Raw genomic sequence first — 16987 nt, forward strand, 5'->3', positions numbered from 1 at the left:
GAGTCCGGCGCAGCACCCCGAAGCCCGCTAAGCGGTGCGAGGGGTGCAGAAGGAGGGTCCTTCCTGGCTGCCCAGGTCGGCCCCGACTTCGTACTGCGCGAGACGCAGCCGCAGAGCGCCTGACGGCGGCTACGGCTTGTCGGCCGGGGCTCCCGGGACTCCCTTCGGCGCCGGTGCGGGCCGGGCGGAGAGGAAGGACGCCCAGCCCTCCTTCGGGGCCTTGCCGACCCGGAGTTTGGTCAGGCGCTCCACGGTCTGCGGGTCCTGGGCGTCGAGCCAGTCGGCGAGCTGCCGGAAGGAGACGCACCGCACGTCGCGCTTGGTGCAGACGGACTCGATCGTCTCCTCGATGGCGCGCATGTACGTGCCGCCGTTCCAGGACTCGAAGTGGTTGCCGATGATCAGCGGGGCGCGGTTGCCCTTGTAGGCGCGGTTGAAGCCCTGGAGCAGGCCGTCACGCATCTGGTCGCCCCAGTACTCGTGCTTGCCCGGGTCGCCCTGGGAGGTCGTGCCCGACTGGTTGACCATGAAGTTGTAGTCCATGGTGAGTGTCTCGAACTTGCGGCCGGGTACGGGGACCAGCTGCATCGACAGGTCCCAGAGGCCCTCCTTCTTCTTGGGCCAGATCTGGTCGTTGACGCCACTGGTGTCGTAGCGGAAGCCCAGCTCACGGGCCGCCCGCATGAAGTTCTTCTGGCCCTCCAGGCAGGGCGTGCGCGCGCCGACGAGTTCCTTGTCGTAGTCGAAGGGCAGTGGCTTCGCCTTCTTCATGCCCGTGTTCGTCTTCCAGGCCTTCACGAAGGACTTGGCCTGGTTGATCTCGCTCTTCCAGTCGGCCACCGACCACTGGCCCACGCCGCCACTGGTGCCGCAGAAGTGGCCGTTGAAGTGGGTGCCGACCTCATTGCCCTCGAGCCAGGCGCCGCGGAGCTGCTCCACGGTGTTCTTGATTCCCTTGCGGTCGTTGAAGCCGATGTCCGAGCTCCCGGACTGGTGCTGCGGCGGGTCGTAGAGCTTCCGCTTCGCCTCGGGGAGCATGTACACGCCGCTGAGGAAGTACGTCATCGTGGCGTCGTTCCGCTTGGCCACCTTGCGGAAGTGCGAGAAGAGCTTCTGGCTGTCCTCACCGGCGCCGTCCCAGGAGAAGACCACGAACTGGGGTGGCTTCTGGCCGGGTCTCAGTCGCGCGGGGCGGGGCAGGTGCGGCTGTTGGCCAGTGAAGGCGGTGGAGCCGTCACCGATCATGCGTACCGCGCTCTTGGGAGCCGGGGCGGGGGACGCCTTCTTGGCTCCGTGTGTGACTTTCTCGGCGCCGGTGTCGCCGCTGGCGCAACCGGCCAGTACTGCGGCGCATGCGGTGAGGGCGGTGACGCCCCCGGCGATCCGCTGGATCCTCTGGGTGGCGGCCATCTTCCGCCCACCTTCTTCCTTCGAGTCGGCTACGGGTCGGGGTATGGCTGCAGGGGTCATCACCGAAGGTGTCGCGGTGCAATTGCCCTGAAATGCCCGACAGTGCCGCCAACGTCGCACGAAGGTTTGGGCCAGATGTTCCGACAAGCCGACAAATAGCTTTAATCACTCTCTAGAGTGATCTACTGACCCATTTGCCTCGTTTGTCTATCCTTCGCATTTACTCTCCATTACGATTCATTTACCGAGAGTTGAGATATCCCGCCGCTGCAACGCCGTGACCCACGGCCGCGACCCGCCCTCCGGAGACCGCCGGAGGACCCCCTGTTCCGCGACCGCGCTGCCCCGGAGGAGACGGGAAACCATGTCTGCCTGCGTCCCCACCCATGCCACCGACTCGGCCCACGCCTCACGCGACCACGAGCCCCACGCACCGCCGCCCGGCAAATTCCGCAAGTTCCGCAAGTTCCGCATCGCCGGCACCGACGTATCCGCGTCCATCGCCGTCTTCCTGATCGCCCTGCCGCTGTCCCTCGGCATCGCGCTCGCCACCGGAGCACCGCTCCAGGCGGGCCTCGTCGCCGCCGCAGTCGGCGGCCTCGTCGCCGGACGGATCGGCGGATCGCCGCTGCAGGTCAGCGGCCCCGCCGCGGGGCTCACGGTCGTCACAGCCGACCTCATCCACCAATACGGCTGGCGAACCACCTGCGCCATCACCGTTCTCGCCGGGTTCGCCCAACTCGCCCTGGGTTGCCTGCGCGTGGCCCGCTCAGCGCTCGCCGTCAGCCCCGCCGTCGTGCACGGCATGCTCTCCGGCATCGGCGTCGCCATCGCCGTCGCCCAACTGCGCATCGTGCTCGGCGGCACCCCGCAGAGCACCGTGCTCGACAACCTCCGCGCGCTGCCCGCCCAGTTGGCCGACCTTCACCCGGCCACGCTGACGATCAGCGTGCTGACCCTGGCGGTGCTGCTGCTCTGGCCGCGGATTCCCGGCCGCGTAGGCAAAGCCGTCCGTGTCCTGCCCGCGCCCCTCGTCTCCGTGGCCGCGGCGACGGCCGTCGCCGCGTTCGCAGGGCTGAGCGTGGCCAAGGTCGACCTCCCATCGTGGCGCAGTCACTCCCTTGCGGGCCTGCCCGAAGGCCCCGTGCTGGGGCTCGCCGCCGCCGTGCTCACGATCACGCTGGTCTGCAGCGTGCAGTCACTGCTCGGCGCCGTCGCCGTGGACAAGCTCGTCTCCGGGCGGCGCGACCTGGGCACCGGTGGCGGCCGCTCCAACCTGGACCGCGAACTGCTCGGCCAGGGCGCGGCCAACGCCGTGTCCGGGGTGCTCGGCGGGCTCCCCGTCGCCGGGGTCGCGGTGCGCAGCGTGGCCAATGTGAAGGCCGGTGCCGTCAGCCGGAACTCCACGATGCTGCACGGCGTTTGGGTAGTAGTAGCCGCCCTGCTGATGGTTCCCCTGCTGGAGCTGATCCCGCTCGCCGCGCTGGGCGCCCTGGTGATGGCCGTCGGCATCCAGATGGTGAACCTGAACCACATCCGCACCATCACCCGCCACCGCGAGATCCTCGCCTACACCACCACGACACTCGGCGTCGTCTTCCTCGGCGTACTCGAAGGCGTGGCCCTCGGGGTCGCCGTGGCCGTGGCCGTCGCGCTGCACCGCCTCGCCCGCACCCGGATCACCCACACCGAGGAGGACGGCACCCACCACGTGCGCGTGCGCGGCCAGTTGACCTTCCTCGCCGTGCCGCGCCTCAGCAGAGCGCTGCACCTCGTACCCCAAGGGGCATCCACCATCGTGGAGCTGGACGGATCATTCATGGACCACGCGGCGTACGAAGCACTGCAGTGCTGGCAGGACGCGCACACCGCGCAGGGCGGCAACGTCGAGGTGACCGGACGCGCGGGGACGCGGATCGCCGAGCCCGCGAGCGCCTCGCACTCCTGCTGCAGGCCCTGGACGGCCTGGCGCAACCACCACTGCGACCGCCCGCTGGAAGCCCCCCGGGGCGAGAGCCGGCCCAGCGGGCACCAACTGGCAAGCGGCATCAGCGCGTTCCAGCGGAACACGGCCCCGCACGTGCGGAGCGAGCTCGCCCGCCTTGCCCGCGAGGGCCAGCAGCCCTCGCAGCTCTTCCTGACCTGCGCCGACTCCCGGCTCGTCACCTCGATGATCACGTCGAGCGGCCCGGGTGACCTCTTCGTCGTACGCAATGTCGGCAACCTGGTGCCGCTGCCGGGCGCCGAGAGCGGGGACGACTCGGTGGCCGCCGCGATCGAGTACGCGGTGGACGTCCTTGAGGTGCGGTCCATCACCGTGTGCGGGCACTCCGGGTGCGGGGCGATGCAGGCACTCCTCGGCACCCCGCCCGGAGGCGCGCAGACACCCCTGAAGCGGTGGCTGCGGCACGGGGCGCCGAGCCTCGAGCGTCTCGCGGCGCACAAGGACGAGGGCGGCTGGGCGCGGCTCGCGGGACGGGCACCCGCCGACGCGGTCGAGCAGCTCTGCCTGACCAACGTGGTCCAGCAACTGGAGCACCTGCGCGGCCACGAGTCGGTGGCGCGGCGCATGGCCGAGGGCACCCTGGAGCTGCACGGCATGTACTTCCATGTCGGCGAGGCGCAGGCGTATCTCCTCACCGAGAGCCCGGACGATGTATTCGACCAGGTCACCCCGTCACCGCACGAAGGAACACCGCGTGAGGAGCCCCCCACCCGAGTAAAGGTCTAAACCAATTTTCGGCAGGCTCTTGTCACCAGGGGTATACGTCTGATGAGCTGTGGCTTTGGACACAACGGACACCCTGGGAATGGGAGATGTCGTGAGCAACGAAAGCCTGGCCAACCTTCTTAAAGAAGAGCGAAGGTTCGCGCCGCCGGCCGACCTGGCGGCCAACGCCAATGTCACCGCGGAGGCGTATGAACAGGCCAAGGCTGACCGGCTCGGCTTCTGGGCCGAGCAGGCCCGCCGCCTGACCTGGTCCACCGAACCGACCGAGACGCTCGACTGGTCGAACCCGCCGTTCGCCAAGTGGTTCGCCGACGGGAAGCTCAACGTCGCGTACAACTGCGTGGACCGTCACGTGGAGGCCGGCAACGGCGACCGCGTGGCGATCCACTTCGAGGGTGAGCCCGGCGACAGCCGGGCCATCACCTACGCCGAACTCAAGGACGAGGTCAGCCGGGCCGCCAACGCGCTGACCGAGCTGGGCGTCCGCCAGGGCGACCGCGTCGCCGTCTACCTCCCGATGATCCCCGAGGCCGTCATCTCGATGCTGGCCTGTGCCCGCATCGGCGCCGCGCACTCCGTGGTCTTCGGCGGCTTCTCGGCCGACGCCATCGCCAAGCGCGTGAAGGACGCCGACGCCAAGGTCGTCATCACCTCCGACGGCGGCTATCGTCGGGGCAAGCCCGCCGCCCTGAAGCCCGCGGTCGACGACGCCGTCGCGCGCGAGGACAGCTCCGTCGAGCACGTCCTGGTCGTGCGCCGCACCGGCCAGGACGTGGCGTGGACCGAGGGCCGCGACGTGTGGTGGCACGAGCTCACCGAGCGCCAGTCCGCCGAGCACAGCCCCGAGGCGTTCGACGCGGAGAACCCGCTGTTCATCCTCTACACGTCGGGTACGACGGGTAAGCCCAAGGGCATCCTGCACACCTCCGGCGGCTATCTCACCCAGGCCGCGTACACCCACCACGCCGTCTTCGACCTCAAGCCGGAGAGCGACGTCTACTGGTGTACGGCCGACATCGGCTGGGTCACCGGGCACTCGTACATCACGTACGGCCCGCTGGCGAACGGCGCGACGCAGGTCATGTACGAGGGCACGCCCGACACCCCGCACCAGGGGCGCTTCTGGGAGATCGTCCAGAAGTACGGCGTGACGATCCTCTACACCGCGCCCACCGCCATTCGTACGTTCATGAAGTGGGGCGACGACATCCCCGCGAAGTTCGACCTCAGCAGCCTGCGGGTCCTCGGGTCGGTCGGTGAGCCGATCAACCCCGAGGCCTGGATGTGGTACCGCAAGAACATCGGCGCCGACAAGTGCCCCATCGTGGACACCTGGTGGCAGACCGAGACCGGCGCCATGATGATCTCCCCGCTGCCCGGCGTGACCGAGACCAAGCCGGGAAGCGCCCAGCGCGCCCTTCCGGGCATCTCGGCGACCGTCGTCGACGACGAGGCGCGCGAAGTGCCGGACGGCGGTGGCGGCTACCTCGTCCTGACCGAGCCGTGGCCCTCGATGCTGCGGACCATCTGGGGCGACGACCAGCGCTTCATCGATACCTACTGGTCGCGCTTCGAGGGCAAGTACTTCGCCGGAGACGGTGCCAAGAAGGACGACGACGGCGACATCTGGCTTCTCGGCCGCGTGGACGACGTGATGCTCGTGTCCGGGCACAACATCTCCACCACCGAGGTCGAATCCGCGCTCGTCTCGCACCCGGCGGTCGCCGAGGCGGCCGTCGTGGGCGCGGCGGACGAGACCACCGGACAGGCCATCGTCGCGTTCGTGATCCTGCGCGGCACGGCGAACGCCGACGACGAGGGACTCGTGGCGGACCTCCGCAACCACGTCGGCACCACGCTCGGCCCCATCGCCAAGCCCAAGCGGGTCCTTCCGGTGGCAGAGCTGCCCAAGACCCGGTCCGGGAAGATCATGCGCCGCCTGCTCCGGGACGTCGCCGAGAACCGCGCGGTCGGTGACGTCACCACGCTCGCCGACTCCTCCGTGATGGACCTGATCCAGAACAAGCTGCCCGCCGCACCCAGCGAGGACTAGGTCAGACCTGATCTTTGGACCCGAGAGGGGCACCCGGCACCACGCCGAGTGCCCCTCTTGCGCATAAAGTGAAGATCGCCGGATAAGTCCGTTCGCATGTTAGGTACGCTAAGGATCGCGTCAACATCACGACAACAACGCGACAAAGAAGAACCTAGGTGCGCCGGGAAGTCTGGTCGGCAAGTGATTCGTCCTGCCTACCGACCGGAGGTCGACCCCCGTGGCCGCGCCCGCACCCAGCAACGGCAAGAACAACAGCCGCGGCAACAGCCGCAAGGTTCTCGGACGGCTCTCGCTGCCCGAGCGGAACTTCGTCGCGAACGCGCTGCGCGCCGAGACCGTCGGCGGTGTCCTCCTCCTCGTAGCCGCCATCACCGCGCTGATCTGGGCGAACACCGCAGCCGGGTCGTACGAATCCGTGCGCGGCTTCCACCTGGGACCGAGCTCGCTCGGCCTCGACCTCTCGATACAGCACTGGGCGGCCGACGGGCTGCTCGCCGTCTTCTTCTTCGTCGCCGGCATCGAACTCAAGCGCGAGCTCGTCGCGGGCGACCTGAGCGACCCGAAGGCCGCCGCGCTCCCCGTCATCGCCGCACTCTGCGGCATGGCCGTACCGGCTCTCGTGTACGTCCTGGTCAACACGGTCGGCGGCGGCTCCACGGACGGCTGGGCGGTGCCGACCGCCACGGACATCGCCTTCGCCCTCGCCGTCCTCGCGGTCATCGGCACCTCGCTGCCGTCCGCCCTTCGCGCCTTCCTGCTCACGCTCGCCGTCGTCGACGACCTCTTCGCGATCCTGATCATCGCGGTCTTCTTCACCAGCGACCTCAACTTCGCGGCGCTCGGCGGCGCGGTCATCGGCCTCGCGGTCTTCTGGCTGCTGCTCCGCAAGGGTGTACGCGGCTGGTACGTATACGTTCCGCTGGCCCTGGTCATCTGGGGGCTGATGTACAACAGCGGCATCCACGCCACGATCGCCGGTGTCGCGATGGGCCTGATGCTGCGCTGCACCCGCCGACAGGACGAGGAGCACTCGCCGGGCGAGCACATCGAACACCTTGTACGACCCCTCTCCGCGGGCCTCGCGGTTCCGCTGTTCGCGCTGTTCAGCGCCGGTGTCGTCGTGTCGGGCGGCGCGCTCGGGGACGTGTTCAGCAAGCCGGAGACGCTCGGTGTGGTGCTCGGTCTCGTGGTCGGCAAGGCGGTCGGCATCTTCGGCGGAACCTGGCTCGCCGCCCGGTTCACCAAGGCCGAGCTCAACGACGAACTCGCCTGGCCGGACGTGTTCGCGGTGGCCTCGCTCGCCGGTATCGGCTTCACCGTCTCCCTCCTGATCGGCGAACTCGCCTTCACCGAGGACCCGCTGCTCACCGACGAGATCAAGGCAGCCGTCCTGATGGGCTCTCTCATAGCGGCCGTGCTTTCCGGGATCCTGCTCAAGGTGCGCAACGCCCGCTACCGCGCGCTGTACGACGACGAGGAGCGCGACGACGACCTCGACGGCATCCCGGACGTGTACGAACAGGACAAGCCGGAGTACCACCTGCGGATGGCCGCGATCTACGAAAAGAAGGCGGCCGAACATCGCAGGCTTGCCGAAGTGTCGGCCGGGGCACGCGCCGGAGACGATGGTCCGGCATGATCTGAGCAGGTTCGACTGCGCAGACTGAACTGAGCGGTCGTATCCGAGCGGTCGTATCCGAGTCGTATCTGAACAGACGTTGTGAGCACGCATACGCAGGCTTACGGAGAAGGGGAAAGCGATGAGCACACCCGACGGGCCCGTCGGCACCGAACGCAGCCTCGGCCAGCTGGTCTCCACGGCGACCAGCGAGATGTCCGCGCTGGTGCACGACGAGATCGCGCTGGCCAAGGCCCAGCTGCGGCAGGACGTCAAGCGGGGTGCGGTCGGCGGCGCCGCGTTCGCCGCGGCGGGGACGGTGCTGATCTTCTCGCTGCCGATGCTGAGCTTCGCCCTGGCGTACGGCATCCGTACGTGGAGCGGCTGGAACATGGCGATCTGCTTTGTGCTCTCCTTCGCGGCGAACGTGCTGGTCGCCGGGGTGCTCGCGCTGATCGGCGTCGTCTTCGCGAAGAAGGCCAAGAAGGGCAAGGGGCCGCAGAAGGTCGCCGCTTCGGCCAAGGAGACGGCTGCCGTGCTGCAGAACGCCAAGCCGCACCCGCGTGCGGTGAGCCCCGTGGACGTGGTCACCACCGCGGGTGCCACCCTGGATCGTGGCAGTGAGAAGGCGGCAGCTGTGGCACGCTCGTCTTCATGACGGACCCCGCCACACCCACCCCCCATCCGGCCCAACCGACGTCACCCGTGCGCATCGAAGGACCGTGGACCCACCGGGACGTCGCCGCGAACGGCGCGCGCTTCCACATCGCCGAGATGGGCGACGGGCCGCTCGTGCTGCTCCTGCACGGCTTTCCGCAGTTCTGGTGGGCCTGGCGGCATCAGATGGTGGCGCTCGCCGACGCGGGCTTCCGGGCGGTGGCGATGGACCTGCGGGGCGTGGGCGGCAGCGACCGTACGCCGCGCGGTTACGACCCGGCGAACCTCGCGCTCGACATCACGGGCGTCGTGCGGTCCCTCGGTGAGCCGGACGCCGCGCTCGTCGGGCACGACCTGGGCGGGTACCTCGCGTGGACGGCGGCCGTGATGCGGCCCAAGCTGGTGCGCCGCCTCGCCGTCTCCTCGATGCCGCATCCGCGGCGCTGGCGCTCGGCGATGCTGTCGGACCGCAAGCAGACCGCCGCGAGTTCGTACGTGTGGGGCTTCCAGCGCCCGTGGGTGCCGGAGCGTCAACTCGTCGCGGGTGACGCGGCTCTGGTGGGGCGTCTGGTGCGTGACTGGTCGGGGCCGCGGCTTCCGGGCGACGAGGCGGTGGAGACGTACCGCCGCGCCATGACGATCCCCTCGACGGCGCACTGCGCGATCGAGCCGTACCGCTGGATGGTGCGGTCGATGGCCCGTCCGGACGGCATCCAGTTCAACCGGCGCATGAAGCGCCCCGTGCAGGTTCCCACGCTGCATCTGCACGGCTCCCTGGACCCGGTGATGCGGACGCGCAGTGCGGCGGGCTCGGGCGAGTACGTCGAAGCGCCGTACCGCTGGCGGCTGTTCGACGGACTCGGGCACTTTCCGCAGGAGGAGGACCCGGTCGCCTTCTCGACCGAGCTGGTGAACTGGCTGAAGGATCCCGAACCGGATCGGTAGACCGCGCGCGGGGCTCCGGATCGGTAGACCGCGCGGGGCTCCGGATCGATAGGCCGTGCGGGGACTGAATCGGGATCGGCGGGGTACGCGATCAGAGTCGGCGGAGTACTCGGTCAGAGTCGGCCGGGGACGGCAAATACCTGAAACAGGGTCAGAAAGACGCCCATACCCGGGAGTAGGGGAACGTCTGTTCTTCGAACGGCTACTTGCCACCCGCATAGGCCAATTGGGGCGCGTGTGCGCGGTTACCGACCTTGAGGCACGGGCACACGTCGGGGTATGGGCTGGACGCACGACTACAGTGAAGTAGCACGCAACCGCCGCTCAGCCATCGCGCTGAACAGCCGTGAGAGGGGCGGTCCGCATGATCCGGGCCATGAAGGCCCTGCTCAAGAAGGCATCGGCATTCCCCACATCCTGCGCCGCAGGGCCCGCTGGGTCTCGGCGCGGCTGAGGCATACGCGCGACTGATCCGCCTGCTCCACCGACTGCTCCCCGACTGCGGCCCCGGCTACAGCGCGCAGCCCTGACTGTCGACCTCTTGGTTGGCGGTTCGGCCCGCCTTGATGTCCTCGCGGACCTCGTCGGCGGTGAGCGCGTAGCCGGTGTCCGGGTCGTCCAGTGACTTCGCGAAGACCACGCCGTAGACCTTGCCTTCGGGCGTGAGCAGCGGGCCGCCGGAGTTGCCCTGACGGACGGTCGCGTAGAGCGAGTACACGTCGCGGCGCACGGTGTCCCGGTGGTAGATGTCCGGGCCCTTGGCGGTGATGCGCCCGCGCACGCGCGCGGGTCGGACGTCGTACGGACCGTTCTCCGGGAAGCCCGCGACGATCGCGTTGTCACTGCTCGACGCGTCCTTGGACGTGAACTGCAGCGCGGGCGCCTGGAGGGTCGGCACGTCCAGTACGGCGATGTCGCGCTCCCAGTCGTAGAGCACGACCTTCGCGTCGTACGTCCGGCCATCCCCGCCTATCTGGACCGTCGGCTCGTCCACTCCGCCGACCACGTGCGCGTTCGTCATCACGCGACGGTCGGAGAAGACGAAGCCGGTGCCTTCGAGGACCTTGCCGCAGCCGCGGGCCTCGCCCTGCACCTTCACGATGGACTGCTTGGCCTTCGTGGCGACCGCGCTCTTGGCGAGCTTGGGGTCGGGTGCCTTGACGTCGGTGATGGGCTCGTTCGAGAACGGGCTGAAGACCTGCGGGAAGCCGTTGCGCGCAAGGACCGACGAGAAGTCGGCGAACCAGGTGTCCGCCTGGCCCGGCAGCGCGCGCGAAACGCCGAGCAGGATCTTGGAGTTGCGTACTTCCTTGCCGACCGTCGGCAGCGTCGTGCCCGCGAGGGCGGAGCCGATCAGCCAGGCCACGAGGAGCATCGCCAGTACGTTGACCAGCGCGCCGCCCGTGGCGTCCAGGGCGCGGGCGGGCTGCCAAGTGATGTACCGGCGGAGCTTGTTGCCCAAGTGCGTGGTGAAGGCCTGGCCGATGGAGGCACAGACGATCACGATGACCACGGCGACGACGGCGGCCGTCGTGCTCACCGCTCCCTCGTCGTCCGTGAGGGCGCCCCAGATGACGGGCAGCAGGTACACCGCGACGAGTCCGCCACCCAGAAAACCGATCACCGACAGGATGCCGACGACGAATCCCTGGCGGTAGCCGATGACCGCGAACCATACGGCGGCGACCACCAAAAGGATGTCCAGCACGTTCACCGATTCAATCCTCGCCTCGCATCGCGGTCGCCACGTCCCCGCAACCTTGTCATGCGCGCCAGTCGAGCGGCACCTGCTTGGTGCGGTCCCAGGGGCGTTCCCAGCCTGCGAAATGCAGAATCCTGTCGATCACTCCAGCCGTAAAACCCCAGACCAGAGCCGATTCGACGAGGAAGGCCGGGCCTTGGTGGCCGCTCGGATGAAGTGTCGTCGCGCGGTTGTCGGGATCCGTGAGATCGGACACGGGAACCGTGAAGACGCGGGCCGTCTCGGCCGGATCGACGACGCCGACGGGGGTGGGCGAGCGCCACCAGCCGAGCACCGGGGTCACCACGAAGTCGCTCACCGGGATGAACAGTTTGGGCAGCACGCCGAAGATCTGTACGCCTCGGGGGTCGAGCCCCGTCTCCTCCTCGGCCTCGCGCAGGGCGGCGCGCAGGGGGCCGTCCGTCAGCGGATCACCGTCCTCGGGGTCGAGGGAGCCGCCGGGGAAGGAGGGCTGGCCCGCATGCGAGCGAAGGCTGCCGGAACGCTCCATCAGGAGCAGCTCGGGGCCGCGCGTGCCCTCTCCGAAGAGGACGAGCACGGCGGACTTGCGCCCGGCGCCGCTCTCCGGGGGCAGGAAGCGGCTGAGCTGGGTCGGCCGGACGGTTTCGGCGGCGCGGGCGACGGGATCCAGCCAAGCGGGCAGGCCCTCGGTGCTGAGACGCACGTGTCCGTTGGGGCTGCCGGGGGGACCGGGTCGGCGGGGCTGGCCGGTCCGGTCGAGCCGCCCCTGGAGGCCGTTGCCCTCACTCATGCCGCTCATGCCGCTCATACCGCTCGTGTCACTCATGTCGCTCGTGTCACTCATGTGCGTATCGCTCGTGTCGGTTGTCTCGCTCGTGTCGCTCGCGTGCGTCATCGGCACCCCCGTCCAACTGTGGACAACGCCTGTGGCCCCTCGGTTCGTTCCTCGCTCATGCGGCGCCCAGCGGGGGCGCCGCCTTCCCCGGATAGTCCGGCGGGGGCTTGAGGCGCTGGCCCGGCAGACCGCCCATCTCGTACTTCAGGAGCTTCTTCGCCTTCTCCGGATCGGTCTCGCCCTCCCCGTACGACGGGCAGAGATCGGCGATCGGGCAGGCACCGCAGGCGGGCTTGCGGGAGTGGCAGATACGGCGGCCGTGGAAGATCACGCGGTGCGAGAGCATCGTCCACTCGCTCTTCGGGAAGAGGTCGGCGATGGCGGCCTCGACCTTCACCGGGTCGGTCTCCTCGGTCCACTTCCACCGGCGGACGAGCCGCCCGAAGTGGGTGTCCACGGTGATGCCGGGGACCCCGAAGGCGTTCCCGAGCACGACGAACGCGGTCTTGCGGCCCACGCCGGGCAGCTTGACCAGGTCTTCCAGACAGCCGGGGACCTCACCTCCGTGGTTGTCCCGCAGGGCGACGGCGAGCCCCATGATCGACTTCGTCTTCGCCCGGAAGAACCCGGTCGGCCTGATCAGCTCCTCGACCTCTTCGGGGTTGGCGCCGGCGAGGTCCTCCGGGGTCGGGTACGCGGCGAAGAGGCGCGGGGTCGTCTGGTTCACCCGCAGGTCCGTGGTCTGCGCGGAGAGGACCGTGGCGACGAGCAGCTCGAAGGGGTTCTCGAAGTCCAGCTCGGGGTGGGCGTACGAGTACACGTCCGCGAGCTCGCGGTTGATGCGGCGGGCCCGCCGGACGAGGGCGGCGTGGGACTCGGGTTTGGGCTTGGCCGGGGGTTTGGCTTTGGCTTTTGTCGGGGTCTTGGCTTTGGCCGGGGTCTCGGCTTTGGCCGGGGTCTTGGTGGCCGGGGTCTTGGTGGCCGGGGCTTTGGTCTTGGCCGGGGTGGTCTTCTTCGCCACGGGTGCGGTGGCCTTCTTCGCGGGGGTCCCGGCGGCCTTCTTCGCGGAGGTCCCGGCGGCCTTCTTCGCGGGGGTGCGTTTCGCCGCGCCGGCGGTGGCTTGATTCTTCTCCGAAGGCTGACTCACCGGTGGCACCCTTGTCCCTTTTGTCGCATTCTCTGGACCAATGGAAGCATGTTCGCCCACAGCGGAACCCGGGCAGGCTGTAACCTTCCGAATCCCCTTGGCCTGTGCTCTCACCGGCTTTTGGACACTCGGCCAGCCTAGAGCCCGACACTGACATCCGCCCCGGACCCTATGGATCGGCCCCCAATTGGCCCCCTCCCGCACAGCACGCGACGCCAGTGCGGCAGACTTGTGACTGATCACACTGTTTGGACCGTCCGGCAAAATGGGGAGCACGGTCCCCTGATGCAGGTCGACAAGGAGAGAACTCGTGGACGACGTTCTGCGGCGCGCCCCGCTCTTCGCGGCGCTCGATGACGAGCAGGCCGCGGAGCTCCGCGCCTCCATGAGTGAGGTGACGCTCGCGCGCGGGGATGCGCTTTTCCATGAAGGTGACCCCGGAGACCGCCTTTACGTGGTCACCGAGGGCAAGGTGAAGCTTCACCGCACCTCACCCGACGGCCGGGAGAACATGCTCGCGGTGCTCGGCCCCGGCGAGCTCATCGGTGAGCTCTCGCTCTTCGACCCGGGCCCGCGTACGGCGACCGCCTCCGCGCTCACCGAGGTCAAGCTGCTCGGCCTCGGCCACGGCGACCTTCAGCCGTGGCTGAACGCACGGCCCGAGGTGGCCGCGGCGCTGCTGCGCGCCGTCGCGCGGCGCCTGCGCAAGACGAACGACCAGATGTCCGATCTGGTCTTCTCCGACGTGCCCGGGCGTGTGGCCCGCGCCCTTCTGGACCTGTCGCGCCGCTTCGGTGTGCAGTCCGAAGAGGGCATCCACGTCGTGCACGACCTCACGCAGGAAGAGCTGGCCCAGCTGGTCGGCGCCTCCCGCGAGACGGTCAACAAGGCGCTCGCGGACTTCGCCGGGCGCGGGTGGCTCCGGCTCGAGGCCCGCGCGGTGATCTTGCTGGACGTCGAGCGGCTGGCCAAGCGTTCTCGCTGACGCGTTTTCGCTGACGCTGTTTCGTACGCGGATGGGGTCCCGCCTCTGTTGAGGTAGGGCCCCATTCGCGCTTCCGCCACAGGCTTCCCCGCCCGCCAGGTGGCACCCACACAGGTGGCACCCACCGGGGCTGCAGGGCGGCAGGTGGTCGTTCCCGCCCTGCGGCTAGATCAAGCCGTGTTCCCGCAAGTAGTCCAGCTGCGCCCGTACCGAGAGTTCCGCTGCCGGCCACAAGGAGCGGTCCACGTCCGCGTACACGTGGGCGACCACATCCGTAGGCGCCACGTAGCCGTTCTCGACGGCCGTCTCGACCTGGGCCAGGCGGTTCGCGCGGTGGGCGAGGTAGAACTCGACGACGCCCTGAGCGTCCTCAAGGACCGGGCCGTGGCCCGGCAGGACCGTGTGCACGCCGTCGTCGACCGTCAGGGACCGCAGGCGCCGCAGGGAGTCGAGATAGTCCCCCAGGCGGCCGTCAGGGTGCGCTACGACCGTCGTACCGCGACCCAGGACCGTATCACCCGTCAGGACAGCCTGATCGGCCGGGAGATGGAAGCAGAGGGAATCCGCGGTGTGTCCCGGCGTCGGGACCACGCGCAGCTCCAGGCCGCCCGTCGTGATCACGCTCCCCGCCTCCAGTCCCTCGTCGCCGAGACGCAGCGCGGGGTCCAGGGCCCGCACCTTGGTGCCGGTCAGCTCGGCGAACCGCGCGGCGCCCTCCGCGTGGTCCGGGTGGCCGTGGGTGAGGAGGGTGAGCCCGACCCGCTGCCCGGCCTTCTCGGCCGTGGCGATGACGTTCTTCAGGTGTACGTCGTCCAGAGGGCCCGGGTCGATGACGACCGCGAGCCCTGAGCCGGGTTCGGAGACGATCCAGGTGTTGGTTCCGTCCAGCGTCATCGCGGAGGCGTTGGGGGCCAGCACGTTGACCGCGCGCGCGGTGGCGGGACCGCTGAGGACTCCGCCCCGGGGCTGGCCGGGGAGGGCGGCGGCTTCGGTCATGCGGGGGTGGCTCCCGTCCGGTTCGTGGCAGGCGTGGCTGTGGTGACGGCGGGCATGGCCGTGGTGACGGCAGGCGTCGCCGTGGTGACGGCGGGCGTCGCCATAGTCATGGTCATGCGGAATCCCCCGTGGGGATGTGCTTGGTGAACTCTTCGTGGCCCGGCCAGGTCAGCACCAACTCGCCGTCCTCCAGGCGGGCCTGGGCCAGGACCGGGGTCAGGTCGCGCTCCGGGGCCGCGGAAAGGGCGTCGGCGGCAGACCCGTAGAGACTCAGTTGGCGCAGGGTCGCGATGGTCGGCGGCATCATCAGGAGGTCGCCCTTGTCGTACCCCGCGGTGGCCTCCCCCGGAGCGATCCACACCGTGCGGTCCGCCTCCGTGGAGGCGTTGCGGGTGCGCTGCCCCTCCGGGAGGGCGGCCACGAAGAAGAACGTGTCGTAGCGCTTCGGCTCGAACTCCGGAGTGATCCAGCGGGCCCACGCGCCGAGAAGGTCACTGCGCAGGACCAGGCCCCGGCGGTCCAGGAACTTGGCGAAGGAGAATTCGCGGGCCACCAGCGCCTCGCGGTCCGCCTCCCAGTCGTCGCCCGTGGTGTCGCCGACGACGCTCGACGGGGTCGGCCCCGCGAGCAGCACACCCGCTTCCTCGTACGTCTCGCGGACGGCGGCGCACACGATCGCCTGGGCGCCCGGCTCGTCCACGCCCAGGCGCGCCGCCCACGTCGCGCGGGACGGGCCCGCCCAGCGCACGAGGTGGTCGTCGTCGCGCGGGTCCACGCCGCCGCCCGGATACGCGTACGCGCCTCCGGCGAAAGCCATGGAGGCGCGTCTGCGCAGCATGTGTACGGCAAGGCCCGCCACGGAGTCCCGAAGGAGCATGACCGTGGCCGCCCGGCGCGGAGTCGCGGGCTTCAGGTCACCGCTGCTCAGCGCACGGATGCGGTCGGGCCACTCCGGGGGATACCACTGCCCATTAGCCATGGGCGGAGGCTATCTCCTGGTGAGCCGATGTTCGAGAGGCGTCTATCGGGTGCCAGAGGGCAGCGATCAAGCCTCAACCGGCCCCGAACCAGCTCCGAACCAGCCCCGAACCAGCTCCAGGATCAACCCACAACCCGTCCCGAACCAGCCCCAGGATCAACCCACAACCCGTCCCGAACCAGCCCCAGGATCAAGCCCCGGCCCGTTCCAGGATCACGCCTCGGTCAGCTCCACCTGGATCTCGACCTCGACCGGCGCGTCCAGCGGCAGCACCGCGACGCCCACCGCGCTGCGGGCGTGCACGCCCTTGTCGCCGAGCACCTCGCCGAGCAGCTCGCTCGTGCCGTTGATCACCGCGGGCTGACCCGTGAAGTCCGGGGCCGACGCCACGAAGCCGACGACCTTCACGACGCGCGCGACGCGGTCCAGGTCACCGGCGATGGACTTCACCGCGGCCAGCGCGTTCAGGCCGCACGTACGAGCCAGTTCCTTGGCCTCCTCGGGGGTCACCTCCGCGCCGACCTTGCCGGTCACCGGAAGCTTGCCCTCCACCATCGGGAGCTGGCCCGACGTGTAGACGTACACACCGGACTGAACCGCCGGCTGATAGGCGGCGAGCGGCGGCACGACCTCGGGCAGCGTCAGACCGAGCTCGGCCAGCTTCGCCTCCACGGCCCCACTCATGCCTTCTCCCGCTTCAGGTAGGCCACGAGCTGCTCGGAGTTGTTCGGCCCGGGCACGACCTGGACGAGCTCCCAGCCGTCCTCGCCCCAGGTGTCCAGAATCTGCTTCGTGGCATGGACGAGCAGCGGCACGGTTGCGTATTCCCACTTGGTCATATGGCCGACTGTAGCCGTTGTGAGGCGCTGCTCACGGTGGCCTCCTGCTTAGTCCGGGCGGCGACT

The 16987-nt window shown here is 69.3% G+C and carries 15 protein-coding genes; 7 read left to right on the top strand and 8 right to left on the bottom strand.

What is annotated here, in order from left to right; translation table 11 throughout:
- Positions 1-129: 129 nt before the first annotated feature.
- Positions 130-1410, bottom strand: a complete 1281-nt coding sequence (locus ACFVXC_RS06500; RefSeq protein WP_389902100.1) for a hypothetical protein — start codon at positions 1408-1410, stop codon at positions 130-132.
- A gap of 364 nt (positions 1411-1774) precedes the next feature.
- Between ACFVXC_RS06500 and ACFVXC_RS06505 the strand changes: the two genes are divergently transcribed.
- The 6 genes from ACFVXC_RS06505 (at position 1775) to ACFVXC_RS06530 (ending at position 9888) form a co-directional block, all read left to right on the top strand.
- A complete protein-coding gene (locus ACFVXC_RS06505) occupies positions 1775-4141 on the top strand; it encodes a bifunctional SulP family inorganic anion transporter/carbonic anhydrase (RefSeq protein WP_389902102.1) in 2367 nt (788 codons plus the stop codon).
- Positions 4142-4190: 49 nt separating this feature from the next.
- A complete protein-coding gene (gene acs, locus ACFVXC_RS06510) occupies positions 4191-6194 on the top strand; it encodes an acetate--CoA ligase (protein WP_389902104.1) in 2004 nt (667 codons plus the stop codon).
- 220 nt (positions 6195-6414) lie between these two features.
- Entirely contained in the window at positions 6415-7836 is a 1422-nt protein-coding gene (gene nhaA / locus ACFVXC_RS06515; RefSeq protein WP_389902106.1) for a Na+/H+ antiporter NhaA, read from the top strand.
- A gap of 121 nt (positions 7837-7957) precedes the next feature.
- A complete protein-coding gene (locus ACFVXC_RS06520; protein WP_389902108.1) occupies positions 7958-8473 on the top strand; it encodes a phage holin family protein in 516 nt (171 codons plus the stop codon).
- Positions 8470-9417, top strand: a complete 948-nt coding sequence (locus ACFVXC_RS06525) for an alpha/beta fold hydrolase (protein WP_389902110.1) — start codon at positions 8470-8472, stop codon at positions 9415-9417. Before ACFVXC_RS06520 ends, ACFVXC_RS06525 begins: the two co-directional genes overlap by 4 nt.
- A 279-nt stretch (positions 9418-9696) precedes the next feature.
- Positions 9697-9888 (top strand): hypothetical protein, encoded by a 192-nt coding sequence (locus ACFVXC_RS06530; protein WP_389902113.1) that lies wholly within the window; start codon positions 9697-9699, stop codon positions 9886-9888.
- A 40-nt stretch (positions 9889-9928) separates the two neighbouring features.
- Here ACFVXC_RS06530 and ACFVXC_RS06535 read toward each other — a convergent pair whose 3' ends face one another.
- The 3 genes from ACFVXC_RS06535 to nth form a co-directional block, all read right to left on the bottom strand.
- Entirely contained in the window at positions 9929-11131 is a 1203-nt protein-coding gene (locus tag ACFVXC_RS06535) for a MarP family serine protease (RefSeq protein WP_389902116.1), read from the bottom strand.
- Positions 11132-11180: 49 nt separating this feature from the next.
- A complete protein-coding gene (locus ACFVXC_RS06540) occupies positions 11181-11930 on the bottom strand; it encodes an NUDIX hydrolase (RefSeq protein ID WP_389902989.1) in 750 nt (249 codons plus the stop codon).
- A gap of 160 nt (positions 11931-12090) precedes the next feature.
- On the bottom strand, positions 12091-13131 hold the full coding sequence (nth, locus tag ACFVXC_RS06545) for an endonuclease III (RefSeq protein WP_389902118.1): 1041 nt from the start codon (positions 13129-13131) through the stop codon (positions 12091-12093).
- A 301-nt stretch (positions 13132-13432) separates the two neighbouring features.
- Between nth and ACFVXC_RS06550 the strand changes: the two genes are divergently transcribed.
- Positions 13433-14107, top strand: coding sequence for a Crp/Fnr family transcriptional regulator (locus ACFVXC_RS06550; protein ID WP_016642758.1), 675 nt, complete (start codon positions 13433-13435; stop codon positions 14105-14107).
- 165 nt (positions 14108-14272) lie between these two features.
- Here the strand turns inward: ACFVXC_RS06550 and ACFVXC_RS06555 are convergent, their stop codons facing one another.
- The 4 genes from ACFVXC_RS06555 to ACFVXC_RS06570 all read right to left on the bottom strand — a co-directional run bounded on the left by ACFVXC_RS06555 (position 14273) and on the right by ACFVXC_RS06570 (position 16921).
- The gene (locus ACFVXC_RS06555; RefSeq protein ID WP_389902121.1) at positions 14273-15103 is read right to left on the bottom strand and encodes an MBL fold metallo-hydrolase; all 831 of its coding nucleotides are present in this window, start codon (positions 15101-15103) and stop codon (positions 14273-14275) included.
- A gap of 112 nt (positions 15104-15215) precedes the next feature.
- The gene (locus ACFVXC_RS06560; RefSeq protein WP_389902122.1) at positions 15216-16082 is read right to left on the bottom strand and encodes an NUDIX hydrolase; all 867 of its coding nucleotides are present in this window, start codon (positions 16080-16082) and stop codon (positions 15216-15218) included.
- Positions 16083-16295: 213 nt separating this feature from the next.
- Positions 16296-16766, bottom strand: coding sequence for a RidA family protein (locus ACFVXC_RS06565; protein WP_361190913.1), 471 nt, complete (start codon positions 16764-16766; stop codon positions 16296-16298).
- The gene (locus tag ACFVXC_RS06570; RefSeq protein WP_355686832.1) at positions 16763-16921 is read right to left on the bottom strand and encodes a DUF4177 domain-containing protein; all 159 of its coding nucleotides are present in this window, start codon (positions 16919-16921) and stop codon (positions 16763-16765) included. The genes ACFVXC_RS06565 and ACFVXC_RS06570 overlap by 4 nt, the downstream gene beginning before the upstream one ends.
- Between the last annotated feature and the right edge of the window lie 66 nt (positions 16922-16987).

Source organism: Streptomyces sp. NPDC058257, assembly GCF_042881845.1.
Classification (GTDB): domain Bacteria; phylum Actinomycetota; class Actinomycetes; order Streptomycetales; family Streptomycetaceae; genus Streptomyces.

Excerpts from the sequence above, each read along its gene's own strand:
- ACFVXC_RS06565 (WP_361190913.1), bottom strand. The coding sequence starts at position 16,766 with ATGAGTGGGGCCGTGGAGGCGAAGCTGGCCGAGCTCGGTCTGACGCTG.
- ACFVXC_RS06520 (WP_389902108.1), top strand. The coding sequence starts at position 7,958 with ATGAGCACACCCGACGGGCCCGTCGGCACCGAACGCAGCCTCGGCCAG.
- ACFVXC_RS06525 (WP_389902110.1), top strand. The coding sequence starts at position 8,470 with ATGACGGACCCCGCCACACCCACCCCCCATCCGGCCCAACCGACGTCA.
- ACFVXC_RS06540 (WP_389902989.1), bottom strand. The coding sequence starts at position 11,930 with ATGAGTGAGGGCAACGGCCTCCAGGGGCGGCTCGACCGGACCGGCCAG.
- ACFVXC_RS06555 (WP_389902121.1), bottom strand. The coding sequence starts at position 15,103 with ATGACCGAAGCCGCCGCCCTCCCCGGCCAGCCCCGGGGCGGAGTCCTC.
- ACFVXC_RS06530 (WP_389902113.1), top strand. The coding sequence starts at position 9,697 with ATGGGCTGGACGCACGACTACAGTGAAGTAGCACGCAACCGCCGCTCA.
- ACFVXC_RS06505 (WP_389902102.1), top strand. The coding sequence starts at position 1,775 with ATGTCTGCCTGCGTCCCCACCCATGCCACCGACTCGGCCCACGCCTCA.
- ACFVXC_RS06560 (WP_389902122.1), bottom strand. The coding sequence starts at position 16,082 with ATGGCTAATGGGCAGTGGTATCCCCCGGAGTGGCCCGACCGCATCCGT.
- ACFVXC_RS06570 (WP_355686832.1), bottom strand. The coding sequence starts at position 16,921 with ATGACCAAGTGGGAATACGCAACCGTGCCGCTGCTCGTCCATGCCACG.
- ACFVXC_RS06500 (WP_389902100.1), bottom strand. The coding sequence starts at position 1,410 with ATGGCCGCCACCCAGAGGATCCAGCGGATCGCCGGGGGCGTCACCGCC.